At 56.9% G+C, this 20,515-nt stretch carries 11 protein-coding genes; 9 read left to right on the forward strand and 2 right to left on the reverse strand.

Features of this window, described 5'->3' with window-relative positions:
* Nucleotides 1-3 precede the first annotated feature (3 nt).
* From Pla52o_RS10795 to Pla52o_RS10805, 3 genes are all read left to right on the forward strand, one after another.
* A complete protein-coding gene (locus Pla52o_RS10795; RefSeq protein WP_146594584.1) occupies nt 4-1,080 on the forward strand; it encodes a Gfo/Idh/MocA family protein in 1,077 nt (358 codons plus the stop codon).
* Between the two features lie 195 nt (nt 1,081-1,275).
* Entirely contained in the window at nt 1,276-3,366 is a 2,091-nt protein-coding gene (pta, locus tag Pla52o_RS10800; protein WP_146594585.1) for a phosphate acetyltransferase, read from the forward strand.
* Nucleotides 3,363-4,502, forward strand: a complete 1,140-nt coding sequence (locus tag Pla52o_RS10805; RefSeq protein ID WP_146594586.1) for an acetate/propionate family kinase — start codon at nt 3,363-3,365, stop codon at nt 4,500-4,502. The genes pta and Pla52o_RS10805 overlap by 4 nt, the downstream gene beginning before the upstream one ends.
* Nucleotides 4,503-4,749: 247 nt before the next feature.
* Here the strand turns inward: Pla52o_RS10805 and Pla52o_RS10810 are convergent, their stop codons facing one another.
* Nucleotides 4,750-6,510, reverse strand: a complete 1,761-nt coding sequence (locus tag Pla52o_RS10810) for a hybrid sensor histidine kinase/response regulator (protein WP_231612250.1) — start codon at nt 6,508-6,510, stop codon at nt 4,750-4,752.
* Between the two features lie 1,986 nt (nt 6,511-8,496).
* Between Pla52o_RS10810 and Pla52o_RS10815 the strand changes: the two genes are divergently transcribed.
* The 6 genes from Pla52o_RS10815 (at nt 8,497) to Pla52o_RS10840 (ending at nt 19,517) form a co-directional block, all read left to right on the forward strand.
* The gene (locus Pla52o_RS10815; RefSeq protein ID WP_146594588.1) at nt 8,497-10,689 is read left to right on the forward strand and encodes a hypothetical protein; all 2,193 of its coding nucleotides are present in this window, start codon (nt 8,497-8,499) and stop codon (nt 10,687-10,689) included.
* 582 nt (nt 10,690-11,271) lie between these two features.
* Entirely contained in the window at nt 11,272-12,057 is a 786-nt protein-coding gene (locus Pla52o_RS10820; RefSeq protein WP_146594589.1) for an enoyl-CoA hydratase/isomerase family protein, read from the forward strand.
* Nucleotides 12,058-12,156: 99 nt separating this feature from the next.
* Complete coding sequence (cysC, locus tag Pla52o_RS10825; RefSeq protein ID WP_146594590.1) at nt 12,157-12,834, forward strand: adenylyl-sulfate kinase; 678 nt, start codon at nt 12,157-12,159, stop codon at nt 12,832-12,834.
* A gap of 467 nt (nt 12,835-13,301) precedes the next feature.
* The gene (gene rpsO / locus Pla52o_RS10830) at nt 13,302-13,571 is read left to right on the forward strand and encodes a 30S ribosomal protein S15 (protein WP_146594591.1); all 270 of its coding nucleotides are present in this window, start codon (nt 13,302-13,304) and stop codon (nt 13,569-13,571) included.
* A gap of 307 nt (nt 13,572-13,878) precedes the next feature.
* On the forward strand, nt 13,879-16,158 hold the full coding sequence (locus Pla52o_RS10835) for a polyribonucleotide nucleotidyltransferase (RefSeq protein ID WP_146594592.1): 2,280 nt from the start codon (nt 13,879-13,881) through the stop codon (nt 16,156-16,158).
* A gap of 644 nt (nt 16,159-16,802) precedes the next feature.
* Nucleotides 16,803-19,517, forward strand: coding sequence for a bifunctional acetate--CoA ligase family protein/GNAT family N-acetyltransferase (locus tag Pla52o_RS10840; RefSeq protein ID WP_146594593.1), 2,715 nt, complete (start codon nt 16,803-16,805; stop codon nt 19,515-19,517).
* A gap of 20 nt (nt 19,518-19,537) precedes the next feature.
* Here Pla52o_RS10840 and Pla52o_RS10845 read toward each other — a convergent pair whose 3' ends face one another.
* A complete protein-coding gene (locus tag Pla52o_RS10845) occupies nt 19,538-20,473 on the reverse strand; it encodes a histone deacetylase family protein (RefSeq protein WP_146594594.1) in 936 nt (311 codons plus the stop codon).
* Between the last annotated feature and the right edge of the window lie 42 nt (nt 20,474-20,515).

A 20,515-nucleotide genomic window follows, 5' to 3' on the forward strand; every position in this document is an offset into this window, starting at 1 on the left:
AAGATGAATCCGATCCGAATCGCCGGTATTAATTTCGACCACTTCCACATGGGCGACTTATTGCGGATGGCGCATGAACACACCGATGTAGAGATCGTGGGAATCTGTGACGACGATCTCGATCGCATGGCGGAAGCTGCGAAATCATTCCGTATTCCCGAAACGCAAATCTTTACGGACCACGCGAAGTGTCTCGAGCAAGCCAAGCCCGACCTCGTCATTCTCTGTCCCGCGGCGTCGCATCATGGCGAGTGGGTCGAGAAAGTGGCTCCGTTTGGCTGCGACATTCTCGTTGAAAAACCGTTCGCAGCCTCGTTGGCCGAAGCCGACCGCATGATCCAGGCCACCAATGCGTCGGGAAGTCGCCTAGCCATCAATTGGCCATTGACGTGGGTGCCATCGCATCGCACCACGAAACGCTTGATTGATGAGGGCAAAATTGGTGAAGTCCAAGAGGTGCACCACTATGGCGGCAATCGTGGCCCGCTTTGGCATGTCGCCGACAAGGTGGAGCGTTCGGCAAGTGAAGTCGAACGAGAAAAACCCAACAGTTGGTTCTACAAACAGAGTCATGGTGGTGGTTCGTTGCTTGACTACGCGGGATACGGCACAACACTCGGCACTTGGTTTATGAATGGACGGCGACCGATCGAAGTCACCTGTGTCGTCGACCAACCCCAAGGACTCGAGGTTGACGAGCACAGCATTACGATCGCCCGATACGCGACCGGGTTGTCGAAATTCGAAACGCGCTGGGGCACGTTTACCGACCCTTGGACACATCAACCCCAACCCAAATGTGGCTTCGTCGTCGTCGGTACGGAAGGCACGATCTCCAGCGATGACTACGCCGCAACCATTCGCGTACAATCAACCTCCTGTCCCGCAGGCGAAGAGATCGCCGTCGACACGTTGGTCGCTCCTCTGCAAAACCCAGTGCAGTACATGGTTGACGTGATCCGTCGCGGCGCCCAGGTGGAAGGGCCACTCAGCCCTGAGATCAGCCGTATCGGACAACAGATCGTCGACTCCGCGGTGCTCAGCGTGAAGCAACGTGCCACCGTGGCACTACTGAACTAGGCGCCGCGACTAAACTAGGCAGCGCGACTAAACTAGGCAGCGAGACTGAACTAGGCAGCGCGGCATCCGTGCTGCTCGCCGGACGAAGTCGCCCCGATTGGCGATCCCGCCACGTCCACGCGAAGTGGATGTGTGGTTGACCAGCCGACATTCCGGTAAAATCGAGAGCTTGCCACTCCGCAGGGAAGCCCCGTCATGCCCGACAGCGTCTATTTAGCGACCAACGAAAATGCGACAGGAAAACGCATGGTGGCGCTCGGGGTGATGGAATTGGCGGTGCGTCGTTTCGATCGCGTTATTTTCTTTCGCCCCGTCGTGCACGCCGATCCACGGGACGACCAAAGCATTCGATTAATGCGATCACGTTACCCGATTGCGGCAACGCCGGATCAAATGGCGGGAGTCACCCGTAGCGAAGCGCGTCGCTTGCTCGCCGAGGATCGCGGCGACACGTTGATCCAGCGGATTCAACAGAAATTCAAGTCACTACAGGAATCGGCGGACTTTGCCGTTGTCGAAGGGACCAGCTTCCAAGGCTTGGCTCAAGAGATTGAGTTTGAATTGAACGCCGATATCGCTGTCAATCTTGGCTGTGCGATCATGACAGTCTTTTCCGCGTATGGCAAAACGGTCGAAGAGAGCGTGCAATCGATTCGGATCGGCAACGACAGCATCAGCGACCGCGGAGGCCAAGTGATTGCCACCGTGCTGAATCAAATTAGCCCGAGTGACGAAGCAGATCTGCGTTTGGCGTATACCCAAGCATTGAAGGGCCCCTCGTCACCGCTATACATGATTCCCGAGGAACCGCTGCTGCGTCAGCCCACGCTGCGTGAAATCCAAGTCGGCTTGGGGGCAACGGTATTGAGTGGTGATGAAACGACGTTTGATCGCGAAGTCACCCAGTTGCAAGTCGCGGCGATGCAGGTGCCTGATTTTCTCACACGATTGCAGCGTTCGAGCTTGGTGATCACGCCGGGGGACCGCAGCGACATTTTGCTCGGCTGTGCATTGGCGAGTCTGGATGCGAACGGCCCTTCGCCCGCGGGCGTTGTCTTGACCGCTGGTTTGATGCCGCCATCAGTGGTCCAGCGATTGGTTAGCGAGACCTCGGGACTGCCGGTCTTGTCGACCTTGGTCGATACGTTTGCCGCAGCCACCGTGGCCGCCCAAATCCGTGCCGAAATCGACGAACACTCGCCCCGAAAGATCGATTCCGCGATCGGATTATTTGAACAGCACATCGATATCGACGACCTCGCCACGCGCTTCCAGGCTCCCGACACCCACCGCGTCACACCGATGTTGTTTGAGCACTCGTTGATTCAACGGGCACGCAAGAAACGGGTTCGCATCGTGTTGCCCGAAGGGAACGAGCCACGCATTCTACAAGCCGTCGATGCGCTGCGCCGCCGAGACGTTGCCGACCTGATTTTACTCGGCGATCCGGCCTCGATTCGCGCCGCAGCCAGTCACGTTGGGGTGGCGATCCCAAACACAGGCGTCCAGATCATTGACCCCAAGACTTCGCCGCTGCGCGACGAATTCGTGAACACCTACTACGCGCTGCGAAAGCACAAGGGAGTTACGATCGACGTCGCGCGTGACCGGATGCTCGAAGTCAGCTACTTCGGGACGATGATGGTGCGAAAGGGACTCGCCGGCGGCATGGTGTCCGGCGCGACCAACACGACCGCCAACACGATCCGTCCCGCATTCGAATTCATTAAAACACGCGAGGGAGTGTGCTGTGTTAGCAGCGTCTTTTTAATGTGCCTCAAGCATGATGTGTTGGTGTATGGTGATTGCGCCGTGATCCCCAACCCGACCGCAGAACAATTGGCTGAAATTGCGGCCAACAGCTCCGATACCGCAGCGCAATTCGGAATCGAACCACGCGTCGCGATGCTGTCCTACTCGACGGGCGAGAGCGGGCATGGCGAGGATGTCGATCGAGTCCGTGAAGCCACCGCGATCCTAAAGCGAAATCGGCCCGATTTATTGGTCGAAGGCCCGGTGCAGTATGACGCTGCGATCGACCCGGCCGTTGCAGCAGCAAAATTGCCGGGCAGCACCGTCGCAGGACGAGCCACCGTGTTCATCTTTCCCGATCTGAACACCGGCAACAATACTTACAAGGCAGTGCAGCGATCGGCCGGCGCCGTGGCGATCGGCCCCGTGCTGCAAGGGTTGCGAAAACCAGTGAACGATCTTTCGCGAGGCTGCAGCGTAGCGGATATCGTCAACACCGTCGCGATTACCGCAATCCAGGCACAAGCGTCATGAATATCCTTGTCTTTAACGTCGGCAGCACGACGCTGAAATTCGCTTGTATCAACGCCCACTCAGGACACCGCCTGAGCAAAGGTTTGGTCGATCGCATTGGTCAAGCTGGCGGTGATGCACCGAATCATGCCGTTGCCGCACGCATCGCATGGGACCGACTCAAAAACCTTGAGATCACTGCGATCGGTCACCGGATTGTTCAAGGGGGCGATCGTTTCACGACCCCCACGACCGTCAATGACCGTGTACGGCACGAACTCGTAGCGCTCGATACGCTCGCGCCGCTGCACAATCCGCTCGCCCGAGCGGTCGTCGAGGCTATCAACGACCTGGGATTGTCAATTCCGCAGGTGCTTGTTTTTGATACGGCCTATTTCGCAACGCTGCCCCCCAAGGCCTATCGCTATGCAATCGCAGAATCGGCGTACCGCGAGCATGGGATTCGGCGTTTCGGTTTTCACGGAACATCCCACGGCTACGTCACCGAAAGAGCAATCGCATTTTTAGGCGACTCGGCACAGGCGAAACGCATCATTTCGCTGCATCTCGGTGGCGGGGCGAGCGCCGCCGCATCGATCGATGGCGTCGCGGTGGAAACATCGATGGGCATGACCCCCTTGGAAGGATTGGTGATGGCAACACGAACCGGAGACATCGATGCCGCAGTGCCACTTCACTTGATGCGGCAAACGGGAAAGTCGGCGGACACGATCGACCATTTGCTCAACATGCAAAGCGGGCTGCTGGGACTATGCGGTGATATGGATATGCGAACCGTGCTGGAACGTCGCAACGCGGGGGACGCGTCAGCTACGCTGGCGATCGATATCTACGTTCACCGGATCCTGAAGTACATCGGCAGCTACTTCGCGATTCTCGGTGGGCTTGATGCACTCGTCTTCACCGCCGGAGTCGGCGAGCACTCCGCTGAAATTCGCAAGCTGGTCACGGCCCCTCTGGCTCATCTTGGAATCGTGATCGCCCCAGACGTGAATGAATCCTCGCTGACGAACGATGCCATCGTCGATTTATCGCAAGCCGACGCAGCCGTTCGCACCCTTGTCGTACCGACCAACGAAGAACGCGCCATCGCCAAACACGTCCTCAATCAACTCACCAAGGAACGTCTGGCTTAGGACAATTTGAGAAAGCATGTAGGCGCTAAAAAAGTCGCTACGTTCGCCAGTACCTGGGCCACCGTCTGGCGACGGTAGCTACATCAATGACAGAAATGCGTTCGCTAGAATTCGTCTGCGTTCAACGGAATTCAATGTGCAACGTGATTCGCGATGGGCGCCCGAGACAGATCACGCGTCGATCGAGCGGGGAAGCAGGAACGGAAACCAGGGACGGGGAACCACGGACAGGGCCACCCGACTGACATCATTCTGGGGCGGGGCGACCGTCCGCCGCCACATCGGGATCGTTGGGCTTGGGCGGGGGACCATCTCGCTTTACTTCCTCATTGAAATCGAGGATGGTTTTGACCACGTCGATCAATTGGTCCAAGCGGAACGGTTTGAACAGGACCCCTTTGGCGTGCAGCCCGTTTTGGCGAGCTTTGACAATGGAGTGGCCGGGGTCATAGCCAAATCCTGTCATCAAGACCATTGGCACATAGTCCATCAACTTCCCGAGTCGCAGCATCAATTGATAGCCGCTGTAGTCGGGAAGTTTGATGTCACTAATGATCACATCATAGCTGGTCGAATCGTCGCTACCGCGAACCATCAACACCGCTTCATCGCCCTTGTGGGCGGTTTCAACAATGCAACCGTAACGCTCGAGCAGATAGTGGGCGTCTTCGCGAACTTGCTCGTCCGCATCAACGACCAAGATACGTTTACCACGAAGCGAAACATGATGGGTCGAATCCGCGCCCACGGGAACGGCTTCGAGTGGCGTCATCCGCTGACCGATCTGCTGAATCGTTTGCTTGATGTCGCGAGCATTTCGCAGGATACGCTTCAGCCGATCGACGACCTCGGAGCTGTGTCCGATGTACTGCTCCATGACGTTGACCGCGTCATTCAAGATTTCGTCGACCGGAAGCGCGACGGCGCCGTGGATTGCATCACAGCTCTGCTGAGCCGTATTGGCTTTCTGAGCGACAAGCAATTCCAACGTGTTGAGGGCGAATGCAATGTCGCGAGCAAAGATCTCGAGGAACTGCAGGTCACTATCGCCAAACGCATTGATCTCGGGACTCTCGATGTTGACCGTACCGAGCACTTGGTCATGCAGCATCAGCGGAACGGTCAACGAGCTCCGTGAGTCGGCCACCCCGGGAATAAACAGGGGGTCATTGACGACATCGTGGCAGATATAGCTGACCCCACTTGCCGCAACATAACCGGTAATCCCGTTACCTTGTGGGTGGGCAATCAGCTGTCGATCGGCGGCGTCCTGGTCAATCCCCACACTTAGCAACGGCATCAAATTACCAGTGGCCTGCTCGAGCAAGCGGATCTCGATGATGTTGAAGTTCAGCAGGTCGCTAAGGTAGTGGCGGATATTCTCTTTGAGCAGGTCAATTCGCTCATCCACTTCCATCATGAAGATTTCGGTCGGACGCAGATCGGCGAGTTCGCGACCCGCTTGATGAATCGCCGCCAGTTTGTTTTGCTGCAGAATCTCTTCGGTGATGTCGTTGACGGTGACAACAAGTTGGCGGCGATGGACCGGGTGGACCATGGGAGCTGCATGGACTTGGAAGTAGCGACTGTCTTCGGTGTGCAGCGTGCTATTGCTCTCGTCGCCGGTTGCCAGGGCGGTGTGGAAGGGACAGAAATCGGGCCCCATAATTTCTGGGTTGGAGAGCATTTCGTAAAAGTTGAGCCCCACCGCCGGTTCGCTGCGCCCGGACCACTCCACCAGCCGACGATTCGCCCAAAGCACCCGCAAATCAGCATCGAGCAACGCGACTCCCTCAGGCATATCGCGAAGCATAATACCGCTCTGCGAAATCCCGCGAAGCTCGCTTAGCTCGGGGAATTGATCTCGAGCGATCCAGACACCGTCGATCGTCGGGTCATCCAATTGGTCTACCACGGCAACCGATCCATCGACAACCACGACTTCCTCGCCCGCAATCTCTGCGGGAAGCGTGACCGGGTCGCCAATACAAATCAATTTGCGAGGCATTGCTAGATTCTGTGTTGTTTGTGTCGATCGAGTCATCGATCTTTCCCTCACCCGCCCAGATGAACGTGAACTGTATCACATGATCGCTATCACGCACCCTAAAGTCACTCGCGTCCAAGTCGCTTTGCTCTGACCAGAGACTTCATCCTAGGGACTTCATCCTGGTATCCAACGACTCGGCCCCGCAAGCTTCCAGAGTATCCCTGTTTCCAGAGTATCCCTGTCCTAAACCTTTTCGCTGGCCTAACGTACTCACCTCGATGCTGAAACCACCGCTGTGTGGAGTGCGTTTTCAGCTTGTCCTTCTCCGACGCCTCATTCTCTTTGCCTGACGCGTCACCCGCAACTGTAGCCCGAGCAAGCCTAAGGCTGTCGTTAAATCCTACAGGGTGACACCAAGACGACCAACCTCGAACGCCAACGCGGGGTCCAAGTTTGCCCCTCAGCTCAAGTTAATGTTAAATAGCCATTCATCATCATGACTTCATCATAAGGAACCAAGGTCGTTTTGTCATAGTGATCTCTTGGGATGTGAGTCGTTACGGGACACTTTTCCCCATCCTCGCCCGACCAACATGCTAAATCGCTTCATTGTGACACCGCGATTGCGGGACAAGTGAGGGAATTAACGTCATTGCGCCACTGCCACGGCGGCGCCGAAGCCTCGGTTTGCGACGCGGCCGTGGCGATCATGGTCTCCGAATGGCAGCCCCCAAGTGCCGACGAGGAGCGATCCGACGTGGGACGGAATGCCGCCCAAAGTGGGTGCCAAGATACAAGGCGAGCCAAGCGGCAGCTCAGTCTTCCCAGCTCAGTCTTCCCAGCTCAGTCTTCCCAGCTCAGTCTTCCCAGCTCAGTCTTCCCAGCTCAGTCTTCCCAGCTCAGTCGCCCCAACTCAGCCGGCTCGGAGTGCCGATGAAGGCCGCTCCTCGGTTCACGCCCGCCTGCGCTACGCGGCGGCAAACGCTTGCAAGGCCCGGCGCGACCGCGGCATCCCTGCGAGCGTGCTCCGCGTGTATCGCCACACCACGCGGGATCGACTCGTATTTCACCTTGTTGATCTGAGCTTGTTGACGAAATCAAATGCTCGTTCCTGGAGCGGTCACCTCTGAACGGCCACGATACGAACGCCCGCCTTGTTTAGCCCCGTCTTGCTCAAATCCGTCTTGTTCAAAATGCTTCTTACCAGAGCGAGGACCATTCGAGAGAGGCCCCTCAAGGACGCATTCGCCACTTCAATTAAGGTGCCAACGGTGGGCATATCCCGCAGCCGAAGCATGGCGACAGCGAGCCCTCCTTTTAGCCTCAATCGAACCCGCTGGGCTACAAGGATGCCTTCATCGCGCACGGTCATTCACCGCTCTCGGACACTTGCGTGAAATCGACGCTTTGCCCCACGAAAGGCTCGCGCGGCGTCACACCTGGAGGCGGCGTACTTGGCGGCGGCGTTTGCGACCATCCTCCCTTGTCCACCTCGCTTGTGGACGACGGTTCAGAAAGGCTCCTCGGGAATCCTCACGCGGCAGCGATGAAGGAAACGGCGCAGCGGAGAAAGAGGTTGGGGGAAGAACGAGGTTTTCCGCTCTCGTTTGCAGTGTCCTGTTGGACGCGACTTCCAAACTCAGAAAATATAACTTCGGAATAAGTATAAGATTTGAGCGCAGCTGAGACATTGCGTTTTAAGCCCACCACCGTTTCGTAGAATTTACCCAACTGTCATCAAATCTACCTCATCCGCGCTAATACGCTCAGATCCATGTCGTCTTGCGCGACACCAAGGTGCAAAGGCGATTTCAATGCTTGTGTGCATGTATACATTTTCTCAAATAGCAAGCCTTAATCGATGAGAAATCGTTGACAGGACCATACTACCGTATAAATTCAACGGTTCAGGGTGATAGGTTCGCCCAATTTACGCAGCCGTTACGCTTCTTGTTTTCTTCTGTTGCCTCACGGGCTGTGAGACGTATTTGGAGGGTTTTGTCGATGAAAGCTCAGATGCTTAAGTATGTTTTTGGACTGATTGCGACACTCACGTTCGCAGCCAATGTCCAAGCGGGGTGTGGTTCGTGTGGTGGCTGCGACAGCGGCTCAGGGTGTGTGTCCGGCGGCGGTGTCGTCATGGGCAGCGGCTCGGGCGCCATTTGTGATGACGGTTCCGCTGGATCGTTCGAAGAGCGAACAGTAATGCGGTCCCAGTACGTAACCGAAACACGCATGGTCCCAACGACCTCGTACCAACGCCAAACGCAGACCCGCATGCGTACCGTAAACAGACGAGTTGCCCGGGTTGAAACCAGGCAACAAGACTACACGGTGATGGTCCCCCAGACTCAGACCCGTACTGAAACGTACAATGTCCAAGTCCCAGTTCCTTACACCCAAGAAGTGCCTTACACCGTCCAGGTGCCTGTCACGACTGAGGTGGAGCAAAGCTACCAAGTATCGGTTCCTTACACCGAAGAAGTGGCACAAACCTACACGGTTAACGTTCCTTACACCGAGAACATCGAACAGTCCTACACCGTTTCGGTTCCATTCACCGAAACCAAGACGCAGTCGTACACGGTGAACGTTCCTTACACCGAGCAAGTGGAGCAGGCTTACACGGTCAGCGTTCCTGTGCAGAAAACGCGTGAGGAAAGCTACCAAGTTTGCGTTCCTTACACCGAAGAGGTGTCGCAAAACTATACGGTGAGTGTTCCGGAAACGACAACACGCACCGACACCTACCAAGTCGCGGTGCCTTACACCGAGACCGTGACCCAGAACTACACCGTCAACGTTCCTTACACGGAGACGATTGAGCAACCTTATACCGTTTCGGTTCCTCACACCGAACAAGTTGCCCAAACCTACAACGTCTCGGTTCCTTATACCGAGCATGTTGAACAAAGCTACCAAGTTCGCGTTCCAGTGCAGCAAACGCACACTGCGATGCGCACCGTTAGCACCTGCGTTCCTGTAACGACGATGCGTACGGTGACTCGCGATATGGGCAGCTACCAATTGCAAGCGGTTCAAGTTGGTGGCGGATGCGGTCACGGCGGTGGAATCATTGGTGGCGGCCTGATGGGCGGCCATCATCATGGCCATCACGGTTGTGGATCGTGCTGCTGCTGCCAACCTGTCTCCACTTGTGGTGGCGGTTGTGACAACGGCTGCGGCAATGGCCACGGTCATGGCCACGGGCACGGATCGCGAACCGCTTATCGCCGCGTGTACGTCCCGAATCCTGTGACAACCGAGGTTGCACAGACTTCGTACCAACGCCAAACGAGCCAGGTTCCTTACACCTACACGACGACAAGTTACGTGTGTGAGACCAAGACTCGCATGGTTCCCGTGACTCGCATGCGTACGGAAACTCGCACTCGCATGGTCAACGTGACCAAGTACACGACCGAGCAACGCACTCGCACCGTGCAGGTCCGAAAGTGCCGTCAAGAAACTCGCACTCGCGAAGTTCCCGTGACACGCACTCGCTTGGAAACCCGCACTCGTGAGGTCCCAGTAACCACGATGCGAACCGAAACTCGCACTCGCATGATTCCTGTGACACGTACTCGTATGGAAACTCGCACTCGCCAAGTCCCCTACACGGAAATGACAACCGAACAGCGTTCGCGCACCGTTACGGTTCAGAAATTCCGTCAAGAGGAGCGTACTCGCGACTACACCGTCACGAACTATCGCACCGAGAACCGTACTCGTAGCGTTCCCGTGACTCGCTCGAAGACCGAAACTCGCACTCGCATGATTCCTGTGACCCGGACCCGCTTGGAAACCCGGACTCGCACCGTTCCACAAACCACGATGACGACCGAAACTCGGACCCGCACCGTGAACGGAACTCGCATGGAATCCCAAGAGCGTACCCGCGACGTCAATTACACGGTTCATGTCCCTGAGACACGTAGCCGTTCGTACAACGTCACGGTTTATGACACAGTCCAAGAGCAAGTCCCTGAGACCTTCACCGTTTGCGTTCCTGTGCAATCGATGCGAGAAGTTCAGGTTCGTGTTTGCCGTCAAGTCCCAACCGTCGTTCGTGTTCCTTCCTACGGAGCATCGTACGGTGGTTACAGCGAAGGTTCGTACGGTGGCGGTTACAGCGAAGGTGCTGTGATCCACTCCGCTCCGATGGCAACCGGCGCTGGCTGCGTCAACTGCAACTAAGCCTGCTGCAACGCTGGCAATAACACCCTCTGACGCCTTAACGGGCGTGAGAACAGAAGCGGCCCCGGAGAACTCAGTTCTCCGGGGTTTTTTCGTTGACCGAATAACGCAAGTTAACTGAATAACTCAACTCGGCTGCTGCGTCTGGCAAGCTGGATTCGGGGCACCGAGCCCTTCGCCAGGAGTGCTGAAAAGCGGGCATTGACACTGTCTGGGCGCGCGCTGGCTCCCTCCCCTACGCCAACGGTGCTAACACCTAGTCCAGGGCTAAAACCGAGATTGCCGCAGGCCATCGCGATGCAACCCCCGCGGCATCGAAATCCCAAAACGGCCCATCACGCCGCAAAGTTGCTTAACGTCATTGGCGCCAATAAGAACGAGCCCCAAGGGAAACGAGCCCCAAAGGAAACGAGCCCGTGAAATCAAGCCACACAAGCACCTCCTGGCGGCAATAGCGAATTTCAACAGTTAGCCCGATCGTGTTTTTGCGATGTGGGTAGCATGTCGCTGCATGTTCGGCGATGATGCAAGCGTCCCAACCATCTCCTCCGTCTTGATGGCGTTTCACCGCAGGGCAATTTGATGCAGTACGTCGATATTAAAATCCACGGCCCCGTCGCAACGATCTTGATGGATCATCCGGCGCGGCGAAACACGTTGAACCCAACGTTAATCGAAGACCTACAGACAGCGTTTTCCGATATCCACCAAGAGAAACGGGTGCGAGCCGTCATCTTGACCGGCGGCGGCGAGCACTTCAGTTCCGGTATCGACCTGAGCGTGCTCGATGCGATCGCAAAGATGCCCGCTCACCTCTGTCAAGACGAACTGTTCAGCCTCTGGCAACGTTGCTCGGAACTGCTTGAGCAGATCCTTCGCTTTCCCAAGCCGGTGATCGCGGCGGTCGACGGTGCGGCGATCGGGGCAGGGCTCGGGCTCGCCCTCGCTGCCGACCTGCTTGTGCTATCGGATCGCGCGCAACTCAACGCCACCGCTGCGCAGCGAGGGCTCGTCGGCGGCGCCACCGGCGCACTGATTTCCTTCCGGTTTGGCGCAGCAACGGCAGCCAGGATGCTATTGACGGGAGAGTCGATCGATGCCGACGAGGCCTATCGGCTGGGGATGTGCAAAAAACCGGTTCCCCCGGACCAAATCTGGGTCGCGGCTTCCGAGCTGGCAAACGCTTGCGCCGAGGCGCCACGCGAAGCCGTCCAAGCCACCAAACAACTGCTCAATGAGTGCGTCGGCGAAATGCTACTCAGCCAAATTGTAGCGGGGGCGGCCTATAGCGCCTCGGCATGCTCGACCGAATCCGCCAAGGAAGGCGTCGCTGCCTTTCTAGAGAAACGCGAACCCGAGTGGCGATGAACCTCCAGACGGAGCCCCCCCTGTCCGATCTCTGGATTTGACGGGACACTCGCCCCTGTTGGAATCACTTGCCCCCAAGAGAAAAGTGCGTAGCGAAGTATGACGAATCCCTCTGACATTGTCTGGCACGAGCAAACGGTTGACCGAACGGCACGCGAAGCGAATCTTGGCCAGCGTGGCGCCGTGATCTGGTTCACCGGCTTAAGCGGCTGCGGCAAAAGCACCGTGGCCAATGAGCTTGACCACCAATTGAACCAGTTCGGCCGGGCGACCGTGCTGTTAGATGGCGATAACATTCGCCATGGACTGTGTGCCCCCCCGGGAGTGCTGCGAGAGGAATACAGCGAAGAGTTCGCCAACCGGTTTGGACTCGGCTTTGGCGCAGTCGATCGCGAAGAGAATATCCGCCGAATCGGATCGGTCGCCGCGCTCATGGCCTCTGCTGGGCTGATCACATTGACCGCGTTCGTAAGCCCGTATCGCAAGGATCGCGATCGAGTCAGGAAGATTATCGAAACGAGTGGTGCTCCAGGCGATTTCCTTGAGGTGTTTGTCGACACGCCCCTGGCGGTTTGCGAGGCGCGCGACCCCAAAGGGCTGTACAAAAAGGCTCGGGCTGGCGAAATCAAGAACTTCACCGGAATCAGCGACCCCTATGAAGCCCCCCCGAACCCTGAGGTTCACCTCAAGGGTGGCGACGGAGCGACACCGACCGAGCAAGCCGCCGGCGTGTTAGCAGCGTTAGTCGAACGCGGCATCATCCAGCCCAGGGCGTAACTCGCCGGGCCATCGGCATCCTAAAGACATCCCAACCGCAGTTTTTCGCCGGCCCACTGTGTCTCAGAGCGATTCGCTCCAGCTGAATCGCCGCACAACCGCCACAGCTCTCCTGCATTTCGCCCCTCGGACTGCACCAGAGAGCAGAGCCCTGCAAAGTCGACCGCACTTCTTAAGGGGCACGTTAGGCAACTCCACCTCAGACCGAAGAGAAAGCAGCGTCAGAACCGTTAGTCCCTGCGTAATGGCGCCGTGACAGCCGCTGCCACGATGTCGGAGCGGTTTCCTAATCTGCAAAAAGAGAAAAACCGATGCTTCTTTTTCTTGGCTTGGTGGCAATTTGCCGTTGCGTGTTTGTAGTTTACCGGTAAACTACCCCGCTTGAGAAACTGCAGGTAGATTGTCGAAGTCTGTAAGAAAAGACTGTACAAAACAAACGTACTGAAACGAAGCGAAAAGAAACACGAATGACGATTTCGAAAGAACGTAAGTCCGAAGTCATTAAAGAGCACGGCAAGACCACTGACGATTCGGGCTCGCCGGAAGTGCAAATTGCGATCCTAACCGAACGTATTAATGGTCTAACGGAACACATGCGGACTCATCGCAACGACTACGCTTCACGGCGTGGTTTGCTGGGTCTAGTGAGTCGCCGTCGGCGTTTGCTGGACTACGTGCGAGGCGAGGACCCCCAGCGGTACCTCGATATCATCGGTAAGTTGGGCATCCGTAAATAGCCCAAAAGACGCCGCATTGGTGCGATGGTTGGCAAACAACTCAGCTCGCCCTCTGATGGCGAGCCGAGATTCTTTTCTCTCTTTTTCGCGCTCCGTGCGGTTAGCGGCGGTAGCGTCGTGCGCTGACCGAGATGTGGGTCCACTGGGCCGATTGCTTTACTGCATGCCCGCCCCATCTCTTTCTACTCGGCGATCCGCACCCCCCTTGTTTGTATCGTTCTGCCCGTTGATGGGCACCGCGTGCGCGGTTCGAGCGGTCTCAATGTTGTTGTTATAGAAATATGTAGGTTGAAGGGAAGGTTTTAAAGTGACTGTGAATAAAATTCGAGTTGAGAAGAAGATCGGACGCAGCGTGTTGTCGTTCGAAACCGGCCAGTTGGCGAAGCAGGCCGCCGGTAGTGTGATGGTTCAATACGGCGAGACCTCGGTCTTGGTGGCAGCAGCATCGAGCGACCCCCGTCCGGGCCTCGACTTTTTCCCGTTGATGTGTGATTACCGCGAGCGATTGGCTGCTGCGGGCAAGTTTCCCGGCGGTTTCTTGAAGCGAGAAGGTCGCCCAAGCACCAAGGAAACATTGAGCGCCCGCTTGATGGACCGCCCAATTCGTCCTCTTTGGCCTGCGGGTTACAAAGACGAAGTCCAAGTTCAAGCGTTCGTTGTCGCCAGCGACATGCAGAACGACGGCGACGTATTGGCAATGAACGGAGCCGCGGTCGCGCTTCACATCAGTGAACTGCCATTCCAAGGCCCCGTGGCTTCGGTTCGTGTTGGCAAGGTGGACGGCAAACTTGTCGCGTTCCCAACGTTCGAAGACCTCGAGTCTAGCGAACTAGACATGATCGTCAGCGGTTCACGCGACAAGGTCGCGATGATCGAAGGTTTCGCCAACGAAATGGCGGAAGACGACATGATGGAAGCCATTCATTTTGCCCATGACGTGATTCGCGATGTCATCGACCTGCAAGACGAACTGTACAAGAAGGTTAACCCCAAGAAGAAAGAGTACGTCTCTCCTGAAGATGACGGACTCTTCACGCGTTTAAATGACGCTTACTACGATGATTTCCGCGCGGCTCAACGCACTCCCGGAAAGCAGGATCGCGCCGATGCGGTTCGCAGCCTTCGTGAGCGAGCACTCAGCGACGTGATTCCTGATCCGAAGGCGGATGGAGCCATTTGCCCCAATCGCTTCAAGTCGGTTTGGCACGACTTGGAAGAAAAGGTCGTTCGCGATCTGATTCTTGCCGGCACCCGCCCCGACGGACGCGACAACAACAGCTTGCGTCAAATCTACTGTGAAACCGACCTGCTTCCACGCGTTCACGGATCGGCGTTGTTCCAACGTGGCGAAACCCAAGCGTTGATCACCATCACCCTGGGAACCGCTCGTGACGAGCAACGCGTTGACGGTTTGCAGGAAGAGTACAGCAAAAAGTTCATGCTGGACTACAACTTCCCGTCCTTCTCCGTTGGCGAATGTCGCCCGATTCGTGGCCCAGGCCGTCGCGAAATTGGACACGGTTGCTTGGCCGAGCGTAGCGTTGCACCTGTATTGCCAGCCGCGGAAGACTTCCCCTACACGATTCGTGTCATCAGTGACATTCTAGAATCCAACGGAAGTAGCTCGATGGCGTCGATCTGTGGAGCCACGCTTGGCTTGATGGCGGCGGGCGTTCCGATTAGCAACCCCGTAGCGGGTATCTCAATCGGTTTGGTCCAAAGCTCCCCTGACAACTGGGTTTTGCTAACCGACATCCTGGGCACCGAAGATCATTTCGGCGACATGGATTTCAAGATTGCGGGAACCCAGAACGGGATCACCGGCATCCAGCTTGACTTGAAGGTCACAGGAATCGGCGACGACGTCATCCGTGCCACCTTGAAGCAATCTCGCGAAGCCCGCATCGAGATCCTGCGCAAGATGTTGACCACGATCCAACGCCCTCGACGTGAAACCGCGCAAACGGCACCACGCCTGCTTCGCACCAAGATTGCTCCGGACAAGATCGGTGCTCTGATCGGCCCCGGCGGAAAGAACATCCGCGGCATCCAAGAGTCCACCGGATGTGTTATCGAAGTGGATGACGACGGTACCGTTTTGGTCGCCAGCTCCAACAAGGAATCGGCTGCCGAAGCGATGCGTCAAGTCGAAGCGTGCACCGCAACGGTCCAGATCGGAAAGATCTACGACGGCGTGGTCAGCAGCATCAAGGACTTCGGAGCGTTCGTAGAAATCTTGCCAGGACGAGACGGCCTCTGCCACATCAGCGAGATCAGCACCGGTTACATCAGCAGCATCGACAAAGTCGTTGCGGTGGGCGATGCGATGAAGGTATTGGTTATCGATGTCGACGAGCATGATCGCGTAAAACTGAGCCGACGCCGTGCTCTCGAAGAACTTGGCGAAGAAGATGAACTGGCCTCGGCCGTCGAAGGCGACGACGATGACCGTGGCAGTGACGATCGCGGCAGCGATGATCGTGGCGGCAGCGATGAAGATCGCCCACGCCGTCGTCGTGGTGGAAGCGGCGGAAGCGGTGGTGGTGGCCGCGGACGTAGCGGTGGCGGCGGCGGTGGCCGACGCTAAGCTGCCAACATGGGCGATTGCTATCTAAGTAGAAACACTCGGTAGCACCAACGCCTTAGCACAATTCCTAACGAAACAGCGTGTGATTCACAGTGAATCACACGCTGTTTTTTTTTCATCGTCACCTCGTTTCTAAACGGGTGAAAATGAACCAATTTACCCCGACGACGCCCCCCTCCCCAAGCAAGCACTTTGCTGCCTCTCGGCTCACGCCATCTACCCGTGCGACCTGGGGCGACCTGGGGCGACCTGCGGAGCTAGTGCGTTTTCATCTTTGATGTAGCTACCGTCGCCAGACGGTGGACCACGCCTGGCGAGCGCAGCTACTTTTTTGCTACGTCATTTCTCAAATTGCTCTAGACTTCATTCCGCGCCAATTTGCTTAATTGCGCCCTGTCCCAAGAATGGCCTCCGATCCTGCGGGGACGCCTCCCTGCGTAGCGTTTGCTTTCATGGCGTCGCTTAAACCTAGGCGGCGTTGATTCCCAATTGGCGATGCTTTTGCGCGGCTAGCTGCATCCCGATTTCTCTCGGAGCGATCCTTTCCCTGCGCCACCGGCACCACACGGTTGAACGCGCCGGTATGATGGATATCGTAGACGACGTTTTCATTCTCGCTTTGTTTTTATCCGGCAGGACAGTGGATGCCGATTCGCAATCTTTCGAAGATTTTTACGCCCACGAGCATCGCCATTATCGGTGCCAGCAACCGTGCTGGGAGCGTCGGCCAACGAGTGCTACAGAATTTAATCGAGGGGCAATTCCAAGGAGAGCTTTACCCGGTCAATGCGAAGCACAGCGAGCTCGCAGGGCACCGCTGCTTTCCCTCACTGAGCGAACTGCCGTTAGCGACTGGGGCGGTGGTGGATCTCGCCGTGATATGCACCCCGGCGGCGACGGTTGCCGAGGTGGTTCGGCAATGTGGCGAAGCGGGCATTCTCGGGGTGGTGATCCTGTCAGCGGGGTTTCGTGAAATCGGCCTTGATGGCGAACGAATTGAAGCGGAGATTCGCACTTCAGCAAAACGCTTCGAAGGCATGCGCATCCTGGGACCTAATTCGCTTGGATTGATGTCACCCTACCACGGGCTGAATGCCAGCTTTGCTGCCGACGGCGTCACCCCAGGCCGAGTCGCGTTTATTTCTCAGTCGGGTGCGCTCTGTGCATCGGTGCTGGACTGGGCTGCGAAAGAGGGCATCGGATTTTCGCATTTCGTGTCGGTTGGAAACATGCTTGATATCGGCGTGGCCGATCTGATCGATTACTTCGCTTCCGATCGGTGGACCGATTCGATCATCTTGTATGTGGAATCGATCTCGCATGCGCGTCAATTCATGTCGGCCGCGCGAGCGTTCACCCGCAGCAAACCGATCATCGTTTATAAGGCGGGTCGTTTTGACGCATCGGAAAAAGCAGCGGCAACGCACACCGGTGCCATGATCGGATTAGACAATGCCTACGAAGCAGCACTGACGCGTGCCGGAGCGGTGCGGGTATGGGAGCTCGCGGATTTATTTGATTGTGCCGAACTGCTTGCGGGCCAAGAAGCCCCCGCAGGCCCTCGGCTTGCCATCGTCACCAATGCAGGTGGCCCCGGAGTGATGGCAACCGATGCGTTGCTGCAGCGAAAAGGGACGCTTGCGGAACTCTCCGACGCAAGCATCCAGAAACTCGATGGCCTACTACCCGAAGCGTGGTCGCATGGAAATCCTATCGATGTTTTGAGTGACGCCGACGCCGATCGCTTTGGCGAGGCCGTGGCGATTGCGCTGGCCGACAAAAATGTCGACGGGGTGTTGGTGATTTTGTCGCCACAGATCTGGACGCAGCCACTTGAAACCGCGGACGCGGTGATCAAGGCTGCGAATCGATCGCGCAAGCCTGTGCTAACGGCGTGGATGGGAGGCACGCGAGTCCAAGCGGGGATCGAACATTTTAGCCAAGCGGGCGTGCCTTCTTACGCGACGCCGGAAAAAGCGGTCGCGTCGTTCATGTACTTGGTTCAATACGCGCGAAATCGCAGCATGTTGTACGAAACCCCTCGCTCGGTTCCGCTGGGCTTTCGTATCGATCGCGATCGGTTGAGGACGATTTTTCGCGAAAGCGTGACAGTCCAAAACGGCCATCGGGATGGCAATGAAATACTCTCCGAAAGCGACTCAAAAGCCCTGCTGGAGGCCTATGACATTCCCGTTTGCCCCACCGTGGTGGCGGGTACCAAAGAAGCAGCGATGGAGATCGCCCAACTCATCGGCTATCCCGTTGTCATGAAAATCTGTTCGCCCTCGATCGTGCACAAAAGCGATGTTGGGGGCGTGGCCTTGAATTTGATTGATCGCGATTCCGTCGCTCGCGCCTTTGATTCGATCGTAGCAAAAGCAAAACAAAAACGCCCTGACGCGGTGATCGACGGAGTGACGGTCCAACCGATGACCGTCGCCCCCTGGGGACGAGAACTTTTTGTGGGCGCGAAGCGTGGTCCGGTATTTGGCTCGGTATTAATGGTAGGACTCGGAGGCACCGCCACCGAATTGCTATGGGACCGCACCTTTGAGTTGCCGCCACTGAGCGAACGCTTGGCTCGCCGGATGCTAGAGTCCTTGCGTGCTTGGCCATTGCTGGGTGCCTATCGCGGAAGAGATCCGGTCGATCTCGATCAATTGGTCGAAGTGTTAATGCGGATTAGCTATCTGGTGGCTGATGCCCCCGAGATCTTGGAACTCGATATCAATCCACTGCTTGCTACTCCGACCGAGGTGGTCGCCCTCGATGCACGAATTGTCTTGCAACGCGCTGCGGTTCTGAATCCGCCAGCCCCCTATTCGCACCTGGCGATTTGTCCTTACCCGACTCAATTCACGCACGAATCGCAACTCGGTGACGGCACGCCTGTGCTGATGCGAGTGATTCAGCCTGAGGATGAGCCGATGTGGTGTGAATTGATCTCGGGATGCTCGATGGAATCGATTCAAATGCGCTTCCGCTATATGTTCCGAAACACCACTCACGAGATGGCTTCACGATTCTGCTTCAATGACTATGACCGAGAGATTGCGATCGTGGCGGAGGTCAACGAAAATGGACGCAAGGCTATCGCGGGAGTAGGTCGCTTGGTTGCCGACGTCGATCATCAGGAGGTCGAGTTTGCCGTTTTGGTCGGCGACGCTTGGCAAGGCCGCGGGCTCGGTTCCGAACTGATGGATTACTGCTTGAAGATTAGCGAGCAGTGGCGGGTTCAAAAAATCGTTGCCGAGATCGCACCTCAAAACCGACGGATGCTTGAGATGTTTTCGCATCGCGGGTTCACGCTCAACCGATCCATTGCCGCAGATGTCGTGGTCGCTACGAAAAGGTTGTGAACGGCAGCATCGCCGGATCGTTAGCCCTCTTCCATTAGCGTTTCCAAGTGGTTGCCGACACACTCGGCTAATGCATCGGGGTTATACCCTCCTTCGAGCACACTCACGATGCGGCCTTCGGCGTATTGTCTTGCAACCTTGATGATTTCGCGAGTGATCGCGGTAAAGTCTTCGCAGTTCAGCCCGAGCGAACCAACGGGATCAAGGCGATGGCTGTCGAAGCCTGCGCTAATAAGGATCAATTGCGGAGACATTCGTTTCGCAAGCTGGGACATCGCCGCACTGAACCGTTCGATTTGGACCTCCGGCGAAGTGCCTAGTGATATCGGCACGTTCACGGTGGTGCCCACTGCGGCGCCCGAGCCGGTTTCATCTGCTGATCCCGTATGCGGAAAGAGGGGGGCTCGATGCATCGAGAGAAAGCCGACTCGGGGATCGTCGTAGAAGATCGCCTGCGTCCCATTGCCATGGTGCACATCAAAGTCAACGATCATCACGCGATCGAGCCCCAGTACTTGAGTGGCGACACGAGCCCCGACGGCGACATTGTTAAACAAACAAAATCCCATCGCTTGATCCTGGCTGGCGTGATGGCCGGGGGGGCGCACCAGACAAAAGGCGTTGACGTCATCGCCGGCAACGACTCGCCGCACCGCATCGGCCACCGCCCCGGCGGCCATCGCGGCAACATCGTAGGAACGCTGGCAAAGCACCGTGTCGGAATCAATTTCGCCTCCCCCACGATTGGCGACGCTACGGATATTTTCGATGTGCTTGGCGGTATGCACGAGGCTGAGTTGCTCGATCGACGCCGGTTCCCAGCGAGGGCGTTGGCACAGCGCATCGAGGGAAAGGAAGCTCAAACGCCGCATCACCGCCGCTAATCGCAGGGCGCTCTCGGGATGCGAGCCGGTATCATGCTCTTGAAAGATATAGTCGTAATAAAGCAATGTCATGGGACGCAGATTCCTTGGGCATTCCTGTTGGGGACCTAGATT

Origin of the sequence: Novipirellula galeiformis, from assembly GCF_007860095.1 — a bacterium.
Taxonomy (GTDB): domain Bacteria; phylum Planctomycetota; class Planctomycetia; order Pirellulales; family Pirellulaceae; genus Novipirellula; species Novipirellula galeiformis.